The organism is Streptomyces sp. NPDC001315 (assembly GCF_042896175.1).
In the GTDB taxonomy this organism is placed as follows: Bacteria; Actinomycetota; Actinomycetes; order Streptomycetales; family Streptomycetaceae; genus Streptomyces.
On the sequence record NZ_JBIAWZ010000001.1, the window covers coordinates 788,704 to 806,804 of the forward strand.

An 18,101-nucleotide genomic window follows, 5' to 3' on the forward strand; every position below is an offset into this window, starting at 1 on the left:
CGACCCCCGGCGGGCACCGGCGCACCTCACACGATCGGCCCAATCACACCCAGGCCATTCATCCGATTGATGCCACTATGAACCAGAAGGGGGCGCCCGGCCGACGACAAGGCGGACGACGACGAGACGTCACCATGCGAAGGAGTCCACCGCGATGCCCGAGCTCAGCGTCATCGTCCATGGCCCGAACACCCAGGGGCACTTGACCGCCCTCCTCGACGGCCTGGCCGCCCATCCCCTCCCGGACGTCGAGGTGATCGTCGCCGCGGTCGGCGACTGGGCCCGCGAGACCGCCCAGGGGTACGCACCCGAGCTGACGGTGCTGCCTCTGCCGGACGGCACGGGGGACGCCGAGGCAAGGGCCGCGGGGGCCGCACGGGCGTCCGGCCGCTGGCTGCACTTCGTACACGCCGGGGACGGGCTGCCCACAGGCGCGGCGCGCACGGTCGCCGAGCGCGCCGCTGAGCTGGCGGAGTTGCCGGACACGGTGGACGTCCTGCTCTTCGACCACGTCCGCTCCACCTGGCAGACGCCCCAAAGGCCCTCCGGGGACGGCCGCCTGCTGGCCCGCGCGGGCCGGACCGCCCTCGCCCTGAACGACGCCCCGCACCTTCTGCGCCTCGCCCCCCTCCTCGGCAACCGCGCGATCCGCGCCGTCTTCTGGCGGACGCACGAGGAGGACCTCACCACGGACGACGAGCCGTTCGCCGCGTATGCCTGCCTCCTGCACGCCGACCACGTCGCCTGCCTCCCCCAGATCGCTTACGAGCACCGCGAGTTGCGCCCCGAAAGTCTCCCGCCGGTCACCCCGGACGACCGTTACGCCCTGATCGACCGCTACGAGACGCTCCTCGCCCGCACCACGCGGGACCGCCCCGGCCCCCACGCCGTCCTCTACGACGTGATGGTCCAGGACTGCCTGCGCACGTTCGCCCGCTCGGCGATGCCGGACGCGGTGGCCCGGGAGTTCTTCCGCCGGGCGTCGCTCGCGGCGGTCCGCTGGCGCCCGGAGCACCACCACCGCCCGGCCGGCCTCGAAGGCGTACGCCATTCCCTCCTCGAAGAGGGCGCCTACGCCAAGTACCGCGCGTTCCAGGCCGCCAACCGCGCTCGCCGCGCGGCCAGATCTGCCGTCCGGACCCGCAGGCGCAAGCTCGGCGCGAAGCTCCGCGACCACCAGTACCGCAGGGCGCTCGGCCGCCCGGTCGACCCCGACCTGGCCGTCTTCTCCGCCTACTGGAACCGCGGGGTCACCTGCAACCCGGCCGCGATCGCCGCCAAGCTCGCCGAACTCGCCCCGCACATCCGCCCGGTGTGGGTGGTCTCGGCGAAGTACGCGGCGCTCCTCCCGCCCGGCACGGACCACGTCGTCCCCGGCACCCGCCGCTACTGGGAGGTCCTGGCGACCGCCAAGTACCTGGTCAACAACGTCAACTTCGCCAACGCGGTGGTCAAACGCCCGGACGCGGTCCACCTCCAGACCCACCACGGCACCCCCCTCAAGCGCATGGGCCTGGACCAGATGCGCTTCCCGGCCGCCGCCAAGGGCATGGACTTCGCCGCCCTGCTCGCCCGCATCGACAAGTGGGACTACAGCGTCTCCGCCAACAGCCACTCCACCCGCATGTGGGAACGCGCGTACCCGTCCCGCTTCGTCTCCCTGGACCACGGCTATCCGCGCAACGACGTCTACTACTCCGCCACGGCGGCGGACATTCTCGCCGTCCGCGAACGCCTGGGCATCGCCCCCGGCCGGCGGGCCGTCCTCTACGCCCCCACCCACCGTGACTACGAGGCCGGCTGGACCCCTCGCCTGGACCTCGCCGCCCTCGCCGACCACCTCGGCGAGGACACCGTCCTCCTCGTCCGCGGCCACTACTTCTACGACGGCTCGACGACCCCCCTGACGGGCCTGCGCCGCGCGGGCCGGATCATCGACGTCTCCTCCTACGACCCGGTCGAGGAACTCGCGCTGGCCGCCGACGCGCTGGTCACGGACTACTCCTCCATCATGTTCGACTACGCCAACCTCGACCGCCCGATCGTGATCTACGCCGACGACTGGGAGACGTACGCGACGACCCGGGGCGTCTACTTCGACCTGATGGCCGAGGCGCCGGGCCAGGTGGCCCGCACCCAGGAGGAACTGACCGAGATCTTCGCGTCGGGCGCCTGGCGCGACGAGGGCGCGGCGAAGGCGCGGGCCGCCTTCCGGCGCCGCTTCTGCGAGTACGACGACGGACGCGCCGCCGAACGGGTCGTACGCCGCGTCTTTCTCGGCGAGCACGAGAAGTCCCTGCCACCGGTGATCCCCGTCGACGAACGGACCCCGGCCCCGACCCCGGAGGAGGCGAGCGCCCGATGACCACGCTGCCCGAGGCGACCCCCGACGTCACCGTCACGGTGATCGTCTACAACGACGCCGAACGCCTCCCCCGCGCCGTCGCCTCACTGCGCCGGCAGACGCACGCCGACATCGAGATCATCATCAGCGACGACCACTCCACCGACGACACACCGGAAGTGGCCCGGCGGCTGGCGACCGAGGACCCGCGCATCCTGTATCTGCGGCTGCCGGAGAACAGCGGCGGTTGCAGCGCCCCGCGCAACCGCGCGCTGGAGATCGCTCGCGCGCCGTATCTGATGTTCCTGGACAGCGACGACGAACTCCCCGCCGACGCGGTGGAGTTGCTGCTCGCGGCGCACCGTGAGCGCGAGGTCGACTTCGTGATGGGCGCGGTGCAGCGGGTGCGCACGGACACCGGGCGCCGCTCGGCCTGGATGCCGCACCTGGTCGCCGAGCGGCGCACGGTGGAGGGCATCGAGGCCGACCCGCGCCTGCTGTTCGAGCACCTGTCGACGAGCAAGATGTACGCGCGCGCCTTCCTCGACCGCCACGGCCTGCGCTTCCCCGAGGGCATCCACTACGAGGACCAGCTGTTCACGGCCAAGGCGTACTGCCTCGCCAAGGAGTTCACCGTCATCCCGGAGCCGGTCTACCGCTGGTACATCGAGCCGTTCGCCGACTCGGAGTCGCGGTCGATCTCCAACCAGCGGCACAAGCTCAGCAACGTCGCCGACCGCGTCCATGTGCAGCGGCTGATCGACGCCTTCCTGGCCGAGAGCGGGCACGAGTCGCTGCGCGAGGACAAGGACTACAAGTTCCTCAAGCACGACTTCCGCATGTACGCCGGCGACCTGCCCTACCGGGACGAGGAGTGGCTGGCGTCGTTCGCGGAGATCGTGAACCCCTACCTGGCGACGCTGGCACCGGGTGCGTACGCCCGCCTCCCGCGCGCGGAGCGCGTGGTTCTCCAGCTGATCCGCGAGGGCCGCCCGGCGGAGGCCCGGCTGGCGGCCCGAGGCCTGGGCCACGGCGTGTCCCCGAGGACGGTGACGGCGGACGCGCAGGGCAGGACGTACTGGGGCGACACGGTCCCGCAGTCCCCGGATGCGCGCCGCGAACTGGACGTCTGCGACCTGGAACTGGACACGCGGCCGTTCCCGAGCGCGCAGTTCCGCCATGAGATCACGGAGCTGACCCCGGGCCCGGGCGCCTCGCTCGACCTGGCCATACGCACGTACGACCCGGGCCTGCGCCTGGCCGTCGGCCCCCACCGCGCCTGCCTCCTCCTCGCGCCGGGCCGACGTCTCACGGTTCCCTTCCGTCTGCTCCCGGTCCGCCCCGGCGTCTTCGAGGGCCACGTCCGTCTCGACCTCGCGACGGCCCCCCTGCCCGTCCGGGGCTTCGCCGGTGTCCGCCACCCGGTGCTCCGCATCGAACAGCAGGGCATGCCGCACACCGCCCTTCTCCTGGCCCCCCTCACCTTCCCCACCGTCACGGCCCGCATCGCCTACCGCTCCGGCACGTCCTTCCACCAGGTCACAGTGGAACCGGAGGGCCGCGGCCCGGGGCGCCTGCAGGTGCGGTGGCGCCCGGTGGGCGTGACGGCACGGGTCGTACGACCGCTGGCACGCAGGGTGGCACGGCCGAAGGTGAGGAGAGCGGCGCGGCTGGTGAGAAGCGCGCTGAGGTGACGGAACGGATCAGCGCCGAGCCGGCACGATTCAGCCCGAAGTCCCCTCACGGCACGACGACGTACAGCACCTGCCCGCCCGGCCCCCGAGCCACCTCGCGCAGCCCGCCGGCCCCTCGCACAGCCCCCCGGGCCACCACCCATCGCACCCCGTACGACCTCACGATGTCCCGCCGTACCCCCTCCGCCGTCCCTGCCGCGAAGTAGCTCCGCACCGCGGCCACCCGCCGCGCCTCGTCCGAGAGGAAGAAGTCGGGATACCCGGGAGCCACGGTGTACGGCCCGTACGCCGGGATCTGCCGCGCCGCGGAGGTCCGCGCCAGCACCACATCCCCGTACTTCACCCACGGCGTGATCCACCGGTACCCCACCCAAGGCGTCCGGTACTTCGCCGCGACCACCTCCGGCAGCCACCCCCGCCCCGCCACGTACCCCAGCGTCCCGGCCTGCGTCCACGCCCCCACCAGCAGCGCCGCGCCGAGCACACACGCCCACGCCGCCCGCACACCGCGCCGCCCGGCCTCGACCACCTCCAGGGCGGCGGCGACCTGCGCCGGAATCAGTACGGCGGGCAGCGCACGCCCCCACGAGTAGTGCCCGCTCAGCCAGCCCCCCGCGCACACCACGACCCCCAGCCCGAAGAAAAGCACCAGCGGATCCCATCGGTCCCGCCGCCGGCGCAGCCCCAGAGCCACCACCCCCACCAGCACCAGCCCGAACCGCCCGACCGGGTCCCGGTACAGCGCCCGGTGCACCGACTCCAGATCCGCACCGGCCCCGAACAGTGCGAAGAAGTCGTAGTACGGCCACAGCCACAGCACCACCACCCCCAGCACGAGCCCCGCCGCCAGCCGCGCCCAGACCACCCGCGCGGGGCGTGCGGCAAGCACCGTGGCGAGCGCGCCCAGCGAGGCGACGACGCCCGAGAACTGATGGACGAGCAGGATCACCGCCCACAGCACCCCGAGCCCGAGCCAGTCCCCCCACCCGCCCCCGGGGTTCCCGGACACGCCGACCGCCCGCGCCAGCCAGGCCCAGAAGTGAAAGGCGAGCCCCAGCGCGAACACACTCGGATACGACACCGTCAGCGCGAGGGAGTTGAGGCCCAGGAACCCGCTCCATTCGAACAACGCCGTGCCCCACAGAAACAGCAGGCACAGCAGCACGAGCGCCGGTGCCGCGGAATGCCCGCTCAGGGTCCGCACGTACCGCCGGACCCCGGTCACGAGCAGCGCGAGTCCGACGACCGCTCCGATGCGCAGGACGACGAAGACCGACAGTCCCGTCACCCGCGCGACGCACCCCAGCAGCAGCATCCACGGCGAGTAGTACGGGCTCGGCGTGTCCGCGTCGACCAGCGGGTTGCCCGGGTCGAGAAGGTTGTGGCGCAGGCGTTCGACGGTCGCCGCGTGCATGCCGAGATCACCCGCCCACGGGAGGCGGACGATCACCAGGACCATGAGGACGAGCACGAGCGCGGCGGCCGCCGGCGGAGCGGCCGCCGCCGCCCTAGAAGGCGCGCCGCGCATCCTGATTCACCGTCACGCGCGCCACTTTATCCGAATCATCCCCATTGGACGGATTAGCCGGATTGGCGGGATTGGCGGGATTGGCAGGAAACCGGATCAGTGGGAGAAAGGTGAATTCTCCGCACGGTGGCGAAGAAACGGTGGCGCCCCGAGCCAGGCCGGCCCGGGGCGCCACCGTCGACGTACTGCGCACGCCCGTCGGCGTGCGTACTCCTACTCCCTACGAATGCGTCCGCAGCAGCGTGCGCATCGTCCGCATCGCCACCGACAGGTTGGCGAGGTCGAACGTGTCGGAGCTCTGGATCTCCTCCAGCGTCGTGCGCGCCCGGCCGAGGATCGCCGCGTTCTTCTCCTCCCACGCCTTGAAGCGCTGCTCGGGGGTCGAGGTGCCGTTGCCGGCGGCGAGGACGTCCGCGGTCAGGGCCGCGTGGGCCGCGTACAGGTCCTCGCGGATCGAGGCGCGGGCCATGGACTGCCAGCGGTCGGCGCGGGGCAGCTCGATGATGCGGTCCATGAGCTGGGTGATGTGCAGACGGTCGGCGAGGTCGTAGTAGACCTCGGCGACGTCCAGCGGCTCCTTGCCCATGCGGTCGGCCACCGAGACCACGTCGAGCGTCGGGAACGCGGAGGAGAACCCGGCCACGCGTGTGGCCAGCTCGTCCGGGACGCCCGCGCCTGTCAGCTCGTCGTAGATGTGCTGGTACCACTCCACGTCCGCGCCGCGCAGCATCTTCGGCAGCTGCTGCCAGACCTGCTCGACCCGCTCGGCGAAGAAGTCGACGGCCTCGGCGAGCTGGAGCGGCTGCGGCCGGTTGTTGAGCAGCCAGCGCGTGCCGCGCTCGACCAGGCGGCGCGAGTGCAGCCGGATCCGGGTCTGGACGTCGGCCTCGACCTTGCTGTCCAGTGCCTCGACCGCGTCCCACACGGGCGCCGAGCGGAAGATCGCGCGGGCCACGGTCTGCGCGCGCACGATCTCCTCCAGCGAGGCGCCGGTCTCCTCGCGCAGACGGTGCAGGTAGGTCGTACCGCCCGTGTTGACCGTGTCGTTGACCAGCACGGTCGTGGTGATCTCACGGCGCAGCGGGTGGTTGTCGACGCGCTCGGGGAACTGCTCGCGCAGCGCCGTCGGGAAGTACGCGTGCAGCAGGCTGCGCAGGTACGGGTCGTCGGGCAGCGAGGTGTGCAGCAGCTCCTCGGCGACCGTGATCTTCGTGTACGCCAGCAGGACGGCCGTTTCGGGGCTGGTCAGGCCCTGGCCGGAGCCGAGACGCTCGCGGATCTGACGGTCCGTGGGCAGGAACTCCAGCGCCCGGTCGAGGTGGCCCTCGCGCACCAGGTGGCGGATGAAGCGCTGCTGCGCGTGGAGCATGTCCTTGGACTGGGCGAGGGCGTTGGCGATCGCCGTGTTCTGCGCGTAGTTGTTGCGCAGGACCAGGCTGCCGACCTCGTCGGTCATGTCGGCGAGCAGCTTGTTGCGCTGCTTGACGGTCATGTCGCCGTCCGCGACCAGGCCGTTGAGCAGGATCTTGATGTTCACCTCGTGGTCGGAGGTGTCGACGCCGGCGCTGTTGTCGATGGCGTCGGTGTTGATCCGGCCGCCCTGCCGCGCGAACTCGATCCGGCCCAGCTGGGTCAGGCCCAGGTTGCCGCCCTCGCCGACGACCTTGACGCGCAGGTCGCGGCCGTCGACGCGGATGGCGTCGTTGCCCTTGTCGCCGACGTCCGAGTGGGTCTCGGTGGACGCCTTGACGTACGTACCGATGCCGCCGTTCCACAGCAGGTCCACCGGGGCCTGGAGGATGGCCTTCATCAGGTCGGCGGGGGTCATCTTGACGACCTTGGCCTCGATGCCGAGGGCCTCGCGGATGTGGCTGTTGACCGGGATGGCCTTCGCCGTGCGCGGGAAGACACCGCCGCCCGCGGAGATGAGCTCGCTGTCGTAGTCGGCCCACGAGCTGCGCGGCAGCTCGAACAGGCGGCGGCGCTCGGCGTAGGAGGTGGCCGCGTCCGGGTTCGGGTCGATGAAGATGTGCCGGTGGTCGAAGGCGGCGACCAGCCGGATGTGCTCGCTCAGCAGCATGCCGTTGCCGAACACGTCACCGGACATGTCACCGATGCCGACGACCGTGAAGTCCTCGACCTGGGTGTTCACGCCCAGCTCCCGGAAGTGCCGCTTCACGGACTCCCAGGCGCCGCGGGCGGTGATGCCCATGGCCTTGTGGTCGTAGCCTGCCGAACCGCCGGAGGCGAAGGCGTCCCCGAGCCAGAAGTTGTACGACTGGGCGACCTCGTTGGCGATGTCCGAGAACGTCGCCGTGCCCTTGTCGGCCGCGACCACCAGGTAGGTGTCGTCCTCGTCGTGCCGCACGACGTCCGCCGGGGGAACGACCTCACCGGCCACCATGTTGTCGGTGATGTCCAGCAGCGCCGAGATGAAGGTCTGGTAGCTGGCGATGCCCTCGGCCAGCCACGCGTCCCGGTCGACGGCCGGGTCCGGCAGCTGCTTGGCGACGAAGCCGCCCTTGGCGCCGACGGGCACGATGACGGTGTTCTTGACCATCTGCGCCTTGACCAGGCCGAGGATCTCGGTCCGGAAGTCCTCACGCCGGTCGGACCAGCGCAGCCCACCACGCGCGACCTTGCCGAAGCGCAGGTGCACGCCTTCCACCCGCGGCGAGTACACCCAGATCTCGAACGCCGGGCGCGGCGCCGGCAGGTCGGGGATCGCCTGCGGGTCGAACTTCATGGAGACGTAGTCGTGCGGCTTGCCGGCCGCGGCCTCCTGGAAGAAGTTCGTACGCAGGGTCGCCTTGATGACGGTGAGGAAGGACCGCAGGATCCGGTCCTCGTCGAGGGACGCCACCTGGTCGAGGGCGGCTTCCAGCTCCTCGAGGAGGGCGTCGACGATCTCGAGGCCGGCGCGCTGACGCTCGGGCGACATCCGCGCCTCGAAGAGGGAGACGAGGAGTCGGGTCGTGTGGACGTTGTTGCGGAGGGTGTCCTCCATGTAGTCCTGGCTGAAGGTGGAGCCCGCCTGGCGCAGGTACTTGGCGTACGCCCGCAGCACCATCGCCTGCCGCCAGTCCAGCCCGGCGCTCAGCACGAGGGAATTGAAGCCGTCGTTCTCCGCCTTGCCGGTCCAGGTGGCCTCGAACGCCCCCTGGAAGCGCTCACGGCCGCCGTCACCGAGATAGTCGCCGTTGCCGCCGCCCATCGACTTCGGAATGCGCAGGCCGAAGTCGTAGATCCAGGCGCTCGAACGGTCCGAGCAGCGCAGTTCGTACGGCCGCTCGTCGATCACCTCGACGCCGAGCCGGTTGAGGACCGGCAGCACCGCGGAGAGGGAGATGGCCGCGCCCTTGCGGTAGATCTTGAAGCGGCGCTCGTCGGGGGCGGCGCCCACCGGCTCGTACAGGCTGAACGAGAAGTTGCCCGTCTCCTCGCTGAGGGATTCGAGGTGGCCGAGGTCGGAGACCGCGGCGCGCGCGGGGTGGTCGGCCTTGTAACCCTCGGGGAAGGCGTTGTTGTAGCGGCGCAGCAGCTCGGCGGCCCGCTCCTCGCCGCACTCGGCGTTCAGCGCCTCGGCGAAGCTGTCGGCCCAGGACCGCGCGGCCTCCACCAGCCGTGCCTCGATGCGCTCCTTGTCGGCGTCATTGAGCTGCGGCAGCTCGGTGCCCTGCGGGACGCGCACGACGAAGTGCAGCCGGGACAGGATCGACTCGGTGTTCCAGGCGGTGAAGTCGACGCTGATGCCGCCGAGCTCCTCCTTCAGGATGTCGATGATCCGCAGCCGGACACCGGTGGTGTAGCGGTCGCGGGGCAGGTAGACGAGGGCGGAGTAGTAGCGCCCGTACTCGTCCTGGCGCAGGTACAGCCGCAGCCGCCTGCGTTCCTGCAGGTACAGCACGGACGTGACGATGGCCTGGAGTTCACCGGCCGGGGTCTGGAAGAGCTCGTCGCGCGGGTACGTCTCCAGGATCTGGAGCAGGTCGCGGCCGTCGTGGCTGTCGGGCGAGAAGCCGGCGCGGCGGAGGACCTCCTCGACCTTGCGCCGGATGACCGGCACACGCCGCACGGACTCGGTGTAGGCGGCGGAGGAGAACAGCCCCAGGAAGCGTCGCTCGCCGACGACATTGCCGTCCGCGTCGAACTTCTTCACACCCACGTAGTCGAGGTACGACGGCCGGTGCACGGTGGACCGGCTGTTGGCCTTGGTCAGGACGAGGAGCTTGTGCTCGCGGGCCTTGGCTCGGGCGTCGGCGGGGAGCCGCTCGAAGGAGGGGCTCACGGGGTGGCTCTCGTCACCGGAGTGGTGCGGGTCGGAACGCAGGATGCCGAGGCCCGTCCCCGGGACGGCGGCGAGGGAGTCGTCCCCGCGCAGCTCGTACTCGCGGTAGCCGAGGAAGGTGAAGTGGTCGGCGGCCAGCCAGCGCAGCAGCTCGCGGGCCTCCTCGACCTCGGGCCGGGCCAGATCACCGGGCACCGGCTCGCTCTGCAGCCCGTCGGCGACACGGACGGCCGTGTCCCGCATCTTCTCCCAGTCCTCGACGGCCTCGCGGACATCGGAGAGCACCCGCAGCAGATCGGCGGTGATCTGCTTCAGGTCGGCGCGGTCGGTCTCGCGGTCGATCTCGACGTGGATCCAGGACTCGATGTGCGCGTCGTGCGGCAGCTCACCCGCGGGCGGGTCGGTGAGCATCTCGACGAGCTTGCCGGTGACATCACGCCGGACGACGACCTGGGGGTGAATGACGACGTGAATCCCACGCCCCTGCCGAGTCAGCTCGTTGGTCACCGAATCCACGAGGAAGGGCATGTCGTCGGTGACGACCTCGACGACGGAGTGGCTGCAGGTCCAGCCGTTCTCCTCGACGGTCGGGGTGTGCACCCGGACGTTGGCGGTGCCCTGCGGCCGGTTTTCCGCCAGCCGGTAGTGGGAGACGGCGGCTCCGAAGACATCGACCGGGTCACGGCCGCTGAGGTCCTCCGGGGCGGTGTGCAGGTAGTAGCGCTGGAGGAACGCGAGCACGGAGTCCCTGTCCGGGGCCCCCTCGCTCGTCGTCCCAGTCGGTAGGTGCCCCCCGACCGGGCTGTTCTCAGCGACCCGGGCGGCCCTCTCGAGCAGCTCGGCCTTGGCTTCGTCCAGCTTGGTCTGCATTGTCCTCTGACTCCTGTCGCGCGCCGTTGCGTGACGTAGAAGGAAGTACGGTCCCTTGCCTTACGGCGTAACGCCACGACGCGGGGTCTCCGGTCTGCTCCGACGCTATGCCGCAAGGTGAGATGAGCGGGGGTTTATCAGCCATGTTCCACACGCCCGCGGGGTGTGACGCTGCTCTCTGCCGCGCCTGGTTCCGTGGGGTGTACGGCGTCCTGGGAGCCCTCGAAGCCCCGTCCCGCCCGCGAAGACCAGCGTCCGCCGCCCGGCCACGGATGTAGTCCGTGCACCCCGGGCGCAGGGCAGGGGCAACAACGCCCCCGCGAGCTATCGCGCTGATCACGCCACCAAGGCTATCGCTCCCTACGGGGGGCCCGTCATGAGCCGTATGTGTACAAAACAGGGGGTGGAACTTTGACAGTCTGCACAGGGGCGGGAGGAGAGGGGTCGTGCGTGAGTGTCGTGCCGGGGGGCTCTGTTCAGCCCGTCCGGCGTTTGAGGACGAGGCCGTTCAGACCGAACGGGGGTGGCGAAGCCCCTGGGATGGGACGGGCAGGAGCGGCGGGGGTGAGAAAAGTCGACGCCGACCCCAGCTGCGCGCACCCTGAAAGCGACCGCGACTCTTGGCAATCCCGCCTCCAAGCGGCACGTTGCCCATGACGGCCCAAGCCCGCCCGAGGGGAGCCCTCCGACATGCCAGCGAAAATTCTCATCCTCACCGGCGACGCAGCCGAGTCCCTGGAGGTCCTCTACCCTTACCAGCGCCTCCTCGAAGAAGGCTACGAAGTTCACATCGCGGCCCCCACCCGCAAGAAGCTCCAGTTCGTCGTCCACGACTTCGAACCCGGCTTCGACACCTACACCGAGAAACCCGGCTACACCTGGCCTGCCGATCTCGCCTTCTCCGAGGTCGACCCCGGCCAGTACGCCGCAGTCGTCATCCCTGGCGGCCGCGCCCCCGAGTACCTCCGCAACGACCCCGAACTCCGCAAGATCCTCAAGTCGTTCTTCGATACGGACAAGCCGGTCGCCCAGATCTGCCACGGCCCCCTGCTCACCGCGGCGATCGACGGCCTCCGCGGCCGCCGCGTCACGGCGTACCCGGCGCTGGAACTCGACATGCAGGCCGCCGGCGCCACCTTCCAGGACACCGAGGCCGTGGTCGACGGCACCCTGGTCTCCTCCCGCGCCTGGCCGGACCACTCCGCCTGGATGCGTGAGTTCCTGAAGGTGCTGCGCGCAAAGGCACCGGCCACCTGACCCACGCGCCCACGCGCCCACGCGCTCCAGCCGCACCCCCAGCCCGACCCGGCGCGGCGCCCCCAAGGCACCGCGCCACCCTCACGCAGCGGCGGCCTCCTCACGCAGCCACCCGCTGCGCCTCCTCCACCGCCTCCTCCAACGTGTCCACCACGGGCACCCCCACCTCTTCCAGGCTGGCCCGACTGTGCGAACCCCCGGTGTACAGGACAGCCCGCGCCCCCGCCTGCCGCGCGGCCACCGCGTCGTCGGCCGCGTCCCCGATCACCACCGTACGAGCGGGATCCACCCCGGCAAGCCCGGCGAGCGCCCCGAGGTGACGCACCATGAGCTCGGCCTTGCTGCCCCCGGAGGGCCCGGTCCGCCCGTCGACTCGGATGAAGTGCGACTCGATCCCGAACCCCCGCACCAGCGGGACGAGCTCGTCGTGCACGTACATGCTCAGGATCGACTGGCTCCGCCCCGCCGACCGCCACCCGGCGAGCAGTTCGGCCGCCCCCACGGTGAGCCCGCAGGCCGACCGGTGCTCGGTGTAGTACCGGTGGAAGGTCTCGTCCATGACCTCCCACTCGGCATCGGTCGGCAGCCGCCCGATCAGCCGCTCGTAGAACTTCGGCACCGGCACGCAGTACAGCGCCCGGTACCGCTCCAGCGTGATCGGTTCAAGACCGAGCTCGGCGAACGCCGCGTTCGTCGCCCCGATGATCGCCTCATTGTCGTGGAACAGCGTCCCGTTCCAGTCCCAGACAATGTGCGCAGCTCCGTACTTCCCCATGCGACAAAAGCTACCCGGCGCCACTGACATCAGGAGAACAGCACGTCGAAGAGCAGCGGAGCGGCAGGCTGCCTCAGCTCCCCAGCCCCACCAGATTCGGGATCTCCTGCGTCGCGTACCACAGCAGCTCGTGATCCTCGGCCCCGTCCACGACGAACTGTGCGTCGTCGTCCCCGCCGTCCGCCGCCGAAAGCGCCTCCGCCGCGGCCGTCACGTCCGCTTCCGCGTCCCCCGAGTCGACGTGCACGGAAGCCACCTTGGCCAGCGCCACGGCCCCGGCGACCCGTACCTCGCCGAGCGCCGCCGGGTCGAGGCTCCGGTCGGGGTCGGCGACCGCCGCACCGTCGGGTACGTCGACGGCGACCACGACCCGCCGCCGCGCCGTCCCCGGGTCCGCCGCGAGCAGCCGCAGCGAGGCGAGCGCGGCCCGGCTCAACGCCGCGTACTCCAGTTCCTCGATGTCGTCGGAGAGGTACCACTCGCGCAGGCCGGGCGTGACGGCGTACGCGACGAGCGGTCCCGCCGCCAGCTCACCCGTCTTGTACGCCTCGGCGAGACCGGAGAGGGTCAGGGGGACGTAGACGCGCATGGCTGGCCGCTTTCGTGGTGGGGGTTCGGACGACCCCGGGAGGGCGGGTGCCGCACCTCCCGGAGGGCCTTCAGGATACGGGTGGGAGTCCCCTTTCGGGTCTCAGCCCGTGCCCCTGGACGCGTCCACCCCGCACCCCGGAACTCACCCTCTGCGCCCCCGCAGGCACGGGCCGCACGCCCCCTCGATCACCCGGATAGGTGAACCTTCCCGCCCTTCGCTCCGGGCGCCCGCTTCCTTGCCGCTGCCGCCCGCCGCCCCGTACAAGATCCTCACCGAAAGTTACTCGTCGGTATCACCCGGCTCGGACAGACCGACCGGGCCGTGGAAACCATGGACCCATGGAACGGGGACGCACATGAACAAGGTGATGACCAGGACCCGCCGGCACACCGGCAGCCGCCCGCCAGTCCGCCAGGACACCCGCCGCCCCGGCGGCACCCCCACCCGCACCGCCCCAGGAACAGACCCCTCCCGCACGCCCCCGACTTCCGCCACCGGCCCCCGTCCACGCACCGCTCCCGCCGTGGCCACCGCCCCCGTAGTGCCCACCCGGACGCCCCGTGGGCCGGTCCCTCAGCCTCGTCCCACGGACGTCTTCGCCGAACGCCTCCTCGCGGTGCTCAGCGGCCTGCGACCGGTGCACTGCATGCTGCGGCACACCGTCGGCCGCGCGTACGACGAACTGGCCTGGCTGGCCGAACGCGGCCCCCTGCGCACCACCCACGGCACCCGCCCCGTCGTCCGCGACATCGGCTACTACGAACCCCGCCCCGGCGCCATCGAGGCCTTCGCCCGCATCGGCGCCGGCGACCGCCTGCGCGCCATGGCCTTCCGCCTGGAACTCGGCTCCGACCGGCGCTGGCGCTGCACGGCGGTGGACCTGGGCGGTCCACGCAGGCCCGACGCGGACGACGACTGACCACCGGCTCGGTCCACCCGAGCCGAAGGGCCGGACACCCTGGAGGATGCCCGGCCCTTCACGACCCAGTGCTCAGTGCTCGCTGTGCTCAGTGCTCGCTCCTCGCGGAGCGCCCGTCACTTCTTGCGACGACGCCCGGCACGCCCCTGCTTGCGGCGCTCCGCGCGCGTGAGGCCGTCGGCCTCCGAGCGCACCGGCTCCTCGTCTTCGGCGAAATCGCCCTCGACGATGCCACCCTCGCCGTCCACGGTGGGCGCGGAGAAGTGCAGCCGGTCCCGGCGCTGCGGGGCCTCCAGGCCCTTGGCGCGGATCTCGGGACGTGCGCCCGCCTGCGCCGGCACCACGTCCTGGGGCTCCTTCTCCAGCGACGGCTGGGCGTCCGCGACCGGGACCTCCTCGACCTGCTGCTCGACCTGGACCTCCAGGTTGAACAGGTAGCCGACGGACTCCTCCTTGATGCCCTCCATCATCGCGGTGAACATGTCGAAGCCCTCGCGCTGGTACTCGACCAGCGGGTCCTTCTGCGCCATCGCGCGCAGGCCGATGCCCTCCTGGAGATAGTCCATCTCGTAGAGGTGCTCGCGCCACTTGCGGTCGAGGACCGACAGCACGACCCGGCGCTCCAGCTCACGCATGATCTCGGAGCCGAGCTGCGTCTCACGCGCCTCGTACTGCTCGCGGATGTCGTCCTTGATGGACTCGGAGATGAACTCGGCGGTCAGGCCGGCACGGTCGCCGGCCGCCTCCTCCAGCTCCTCGATGGTGACCTTCACCGGGTAGAGCTGCTTGAACGCGCCCCACAGCCGGTCGAGGTCCCAGTCCTCCGGGAAGCCTTCCGCGGTCTCCGCCTCGATGTAGGCATCGATGGTGTCGTTCATGAAGTGCTGCACCTGCTCCTGCAGGTCCTCGCCCTCCAGGACGCGGCGCCGCTCGCCGTAGATGACCTCACGCTGCCGGTTGAGGACCTCGTCGTACTTCAGGACGTTCTTACGGGTCTCGAAGTTCTGCTGCTCGACCTGCGACTGGGCGGACGCGATCGCCCGCGTGACCATCTTGTTCTCGATCGGCACGTCGTCGGGCACGTTGGCCATCGACATCACGCGCTCGACCATCTGGGCCTTGAACAGCCGCATCAGGTCGTCGCCGAGGGAGAGGTAGAAGCGGGACTCGCCGGGGTCACCCTGACGGCCGGAACGACCGCGCAGCTGGTTGTCGATACGACGCGACTCATGCCGCTCGGTGCCCAGCACGTACAGTCCGCCGAGCTCCTCGACCTCGTTCTTCTCGGCCTTGACCGCCTGCTCGGCCCGCTCCAGGGCGGCGGGCAGGGCCGCGGCCCACTCCTCGATGTGCTCCTCGGGGTCGAGGCCGCGCTGGCGCAGCTCCGCCTCGGCGAGGTCCTCGGGGTTGCCGCCGAGCTTGATGTCGGTGCCACGGCCGGCCATGTTCGTGGCGACCGTGACGGCGCCCTTGCGGCCGGCCTGGGCGACGATCGTCGCCTCGCGGTCGTGCTGCTTGGCGTTCAGCACCTCGTGCTGGATGCCGCGCTTGCTGAGCTGCTGCGAGAGGTACTCGGACTTCTCGACCGAGGTGGTGCCCACCAGGATCGGCTGGCCCTTCTCGTGCTTCTCGGCGATGTCGTCGACGACCGCCTCGAACTTCGCGACCTCGGTGCGGTAGATCAGGTCGGACTGGTCCTTGCGGACCATCGGCCGGTTGGTCGGGATCGGGACGACGCCGAGCTTGTAGATCTGGTGGAACTCGGCGGCCTCGGTCATCGCCGTACCGGTCATGCCGGAGAGACCGGGCAGTTCCTTGCCGTCCTGGCTGTGGCGCTTGTAGAGGCGGAAGAAGTTCTGCAGGGTGATCGTGGCGAGCGTCTGGTTCTCGTCCTTGATCGGCACCCCTTCCTTCGCCTCGATCGCCTGGTGCATGCCCTCGTTGTAGCGGCGGCCGGCGAGGATACGGCCGGTGTGCTCGTCGACGATCATGACTTCGCCGTCGATGACGACGTAGTCCTTGTCCTTCTTGAAGAGTTCCTTGGCCTTGATGGCGTTGTTCAGGTAGCCCACGAGCGGGGTGTTCACCGACTCGTAGAGGTTGTCGATGCCCAGCCAGTCCTCGACCTTGGCGACGCCGGACTCGTGGATGGCGACGGTGCGCTTCTTCTCGTCGACGTCGTAGTCCCCGGTCTCCTCGACGCCCTTCAGCGGGTTGCCCACCTCGCCCTTCTTCAGGCGCGTGACCAGCTTGGCGAAGTCGCCGTACCACTTGGTGGCCTGGTCGGCCGGACCGGAGATGATCAGCGGCGTACGGGCCTCGTCGACGAGGATGGAGTCGACCTCGTCGACGATCGCGAAGTTGTGACCGCGCTGGACGAGTTCGTCCTGCGACCACGCCATGTTGTCGCGGAGATAGTCGAAGCCGAACTCGTTGTTCGTGCCGTACGTGATGTCGCACGCGTACTGCTCGCGGCGCTGGGCCGGCGTCATGTTGGCGAGGATGCAGCCGACTTCCAGGCCGAGGAACTTGTGGACGCGGCCCATCATCTCGGAGTCGCGCTCGGCCAGGTAGTCGTTGACCGTGATGAGGTGGACGCCGTTTCCGGAGAGGGCGTTCAGATAGGCCGGCAGCGTGCCGACCAGGGTCTTGCCCTCGCCGGTCTTCATCTCGGCGACATAGCCGAGGTGGAGGGCGGCACCGCCCATCATCTGGACGTCGTAGTGCCGCTGGCCGAGGACGCGCTTGGCGGCCTCCCGCACGGTGGCGAAGGCCTCGGGCAGCAGGTCGTCCAGGCTCTCACCGTCGGCGTAGCGCTGCTTGTACTCATCGGTGAGGGCCCGCAGCTCGGCGTCGGAGAGGTCGACAAAATCCTCTTCGATGGAGTTGACCTGGTCCGCGATGCGGTGCAGCTTGCGCAGGATCTTGCCTTCGCCTGCACGCATGATCTTCGAGAGGACGGACACGGGGGTTGGTCTCCTTGCCGGTCGGGCCTGGGACGGTCGGTTTCCATTTGACTTACTGAGCAACGGCCATCGTATGCGAGGACCCCACCACGCCGGGAGGTCTGCCGCTACGACGACCGCCGTCTTCAATAAGGACAACGGCCGGGGTCCTCGGATGGTGCCGCGTCCCGCCGCCCAATCGCGCGAAATGTGATCACCTGCTCACACGCCGTAAGGAGATGGCGCCCGCCACGCGAAGGCGAGCAGAATCGCCCGATGGAACCCGTCACGCTCACCACCGGCCGCCTGGTCCTGCGCACCGTCGGCCCGGACGACACCGACGCCGTGTACGCCGCCGCGCAGGACCCCGACATCCAGCGCTGGACCACGATCCCCTCGCCCTATCTCCCCGAGCATGCCCAGGGCTTCACGGAGCAGCTGGTCCCGGACGGCTGGGCCGACGCCTCGATGTTCACGTTCGGTGTCTTCCTCCCCGAAGGGGAGCTGGTGGGCATGCTCGCCCTCACGATGCGCTCCCTGGGCATGGCGGAGATCGGTTTCTGGGCCACGAAGCAGCACCGCGGCAACGGCTACACCACCGAGGCCGCTCTGGCCGCCGCCCGCTGGGCCTTCACCCGCCTCGGCGTCGACCGCGTCGAATGGCGCGCCGAGGTCGGCAACCACGCCTCCCGCGCGGTAGCGGAGAACACCGGCTTCACCATCGAGGGCACACTCCGTTCCGCGATCAACAACAAGGGCGTACGACGGGACTGCTGGGTGGGCTCCCTGCTGCCGTCGGACGTGGGGTTGCCGTCGACGGCCCCGTATCTGCCCGCGCCCGTACATCCGGCATAGCCGCGGGCGGTCGCGCGCCCTGCGTTCCCACCGA

General features: G+C 70.4%; 10 protein-coding genes. 5 read left to right on the plus strand and 5 right to left on the minus strand.

Features of this window, described 5'->3' with window-relative positions; translation table 11 throughout:
* Nucleotides 1-154: 154 nt before the first annotated feature.
* Entirely contained in the window at nt 155-2,365 is a 2,211-nt protein-coding gene (locus ACFY16_RS03435) for a CDP-glycerol glycerophosphotransferase family protein (RefSeq protein ID WP_390645379.1), read from the plus strand.
* Nucleotides 2,362-4,038, plus strand: a complete 1,677-nt coding sequence (locus ACFY16_RS03440) for a glycosyltransferase family 2 protein (protein WP_390645380.1) — start codon at nt 2,362-2,364, stop codon at nt 4,036-4,038. The genes ACFY16_RS03435 and ACFY16_RS03440 overlap by 4 nt, the downstream gene beginning before the upstream one ends.
* A gap of 46 nt (nt 4,039-4,084) precedes the next feature.
* Here the strand turns inward: ACFY16_RS03440 and ACFY16_RS03445 are convergent, their stop codons facing one another.
* Together ACFY16_RS03445 and ACFY16_RS03450 are read right to left on the minus strand one after the other, a co-directional pair.
* The gene (locus ACFY16_RS03445) at nt 4,085-5,566 is read right to left on the minus strand and encodes a hypothetical protein (RefSeq protein ID WP_390645381.1); all 1,482 of its coding nucleotides are present in this window, start codon (nt 5,564-5,566) and stop codon (nt 4,085-4,087) included.
* A gap of 220 nt (nt 5,567-5,786) precedes the next feature.
* A complete protein-coding gene (locus tag ACFY16_RS03450) occupies nt 5,787-10,724 on the minus strand; it encodes an NAD-glutamate dehydrogenase (protein ID WP_390645382.1) in 4,938 nt (1,645 codons plus the stop codon).
* Nucleotides 10,725-11,414: 690 nt separating this feature from the next.
* On the opposite strand from ACFY16_RS03450, the gene ACFY16_RS03455 reads away from it, so the two are divergent.
* Complete coding sequence (locus ACFY16_RS03455; RefSeq protein WP_390645383.1) at nt 11,415-11,981, plus strand: DJ-1/PfpI family protein; 567 nt, start codon at nt 11,415-11,417, stop codon at nt 11,979-11,981.
* Between the two features lie 100 nt (nt 11,982-12,081).
* Here ACFY16_RS03455 and ACFY16_RS03460 read toward each other — a convergent pair whose 3' ends face one another.
* Together ACFY16_RS03460 and ACFY16_RS03465 are read right to left on the minus strand one after the other, a co-directional pair.
* Nucleotides 12,082-12,756, minus strand: a complete 675-nt coding sequence (locus tag ACFY16_RS03460; RefSeq protein ID WP_390645384.1) for an HAD family hydrolase — start codon at nt 12,754-12,756, stop codon at nt 12,082-12,084.
* A gap of 73 nt (nt 12,757-12,829) precedes the next feature.
* Nucleotides 12,830-13,345 (minus strand): DUF6912 family protein, encoded by a 516-nt coding sequence (locus ACFY16_RS03465; RefSeq protein ID WP_390645385.1) that lies wholly within the window; start codon nt 13,343-13,345, stop codon nt 12,830-12,832.
* Between the two features lie 358 nt (nt 13,346-13,703).
* Between ACFY16_RS03465 and ACFY16_RS03470 the strand changes: the two genes are divergently transcribed.
* The gene (locus ACFY16_RS03470; RefSeq protein ID WP_390645386.1) at nt 13,704-14,267 is read left to right on the plus strand and encodes an Rv3235 family protein; all 564 of its coding nucleotides are present in this window, start codon (nt 13,704-13,706) and stop codon (nt 14,265-14,267) included.
* A gap of 116 nt (nt 14,268-14,383) precedes the next feature.
* On the opposite strand, the gene secA is transcribed toward ACFY16_RS03470, so the two are convergent.
* Nucleotides 14,384-17,233: a preprotein translocase subunit SecA gene (gene secA, locus ACFY16_RS03475; RefSeq protein WP_390645387.1), complete on the minus strand. Its 2,850-nt coding sequence runs from the start codon at nt 17,231-17,233 to the stop codon at nt 14,384-14,386.
* Nucleotides 17,234-17,488: 255 nt separating this feature from the next.
* On the opposite strand from secA, the gene ACFY16_RS03480 reads away from it, so the two are divergent.
* A complete protein-coding gene (locus ACFY16_RS03480; protein ID WP_390645388.1) occupies nt 17,489-18,067 on the plus strand; it encodes a GNAT family N-acetyltransferase in 579 nt (192 codons plus the stop codon).
* Nucleotides 18,068-18,101 lie beyond the last annotated feature (34 nt).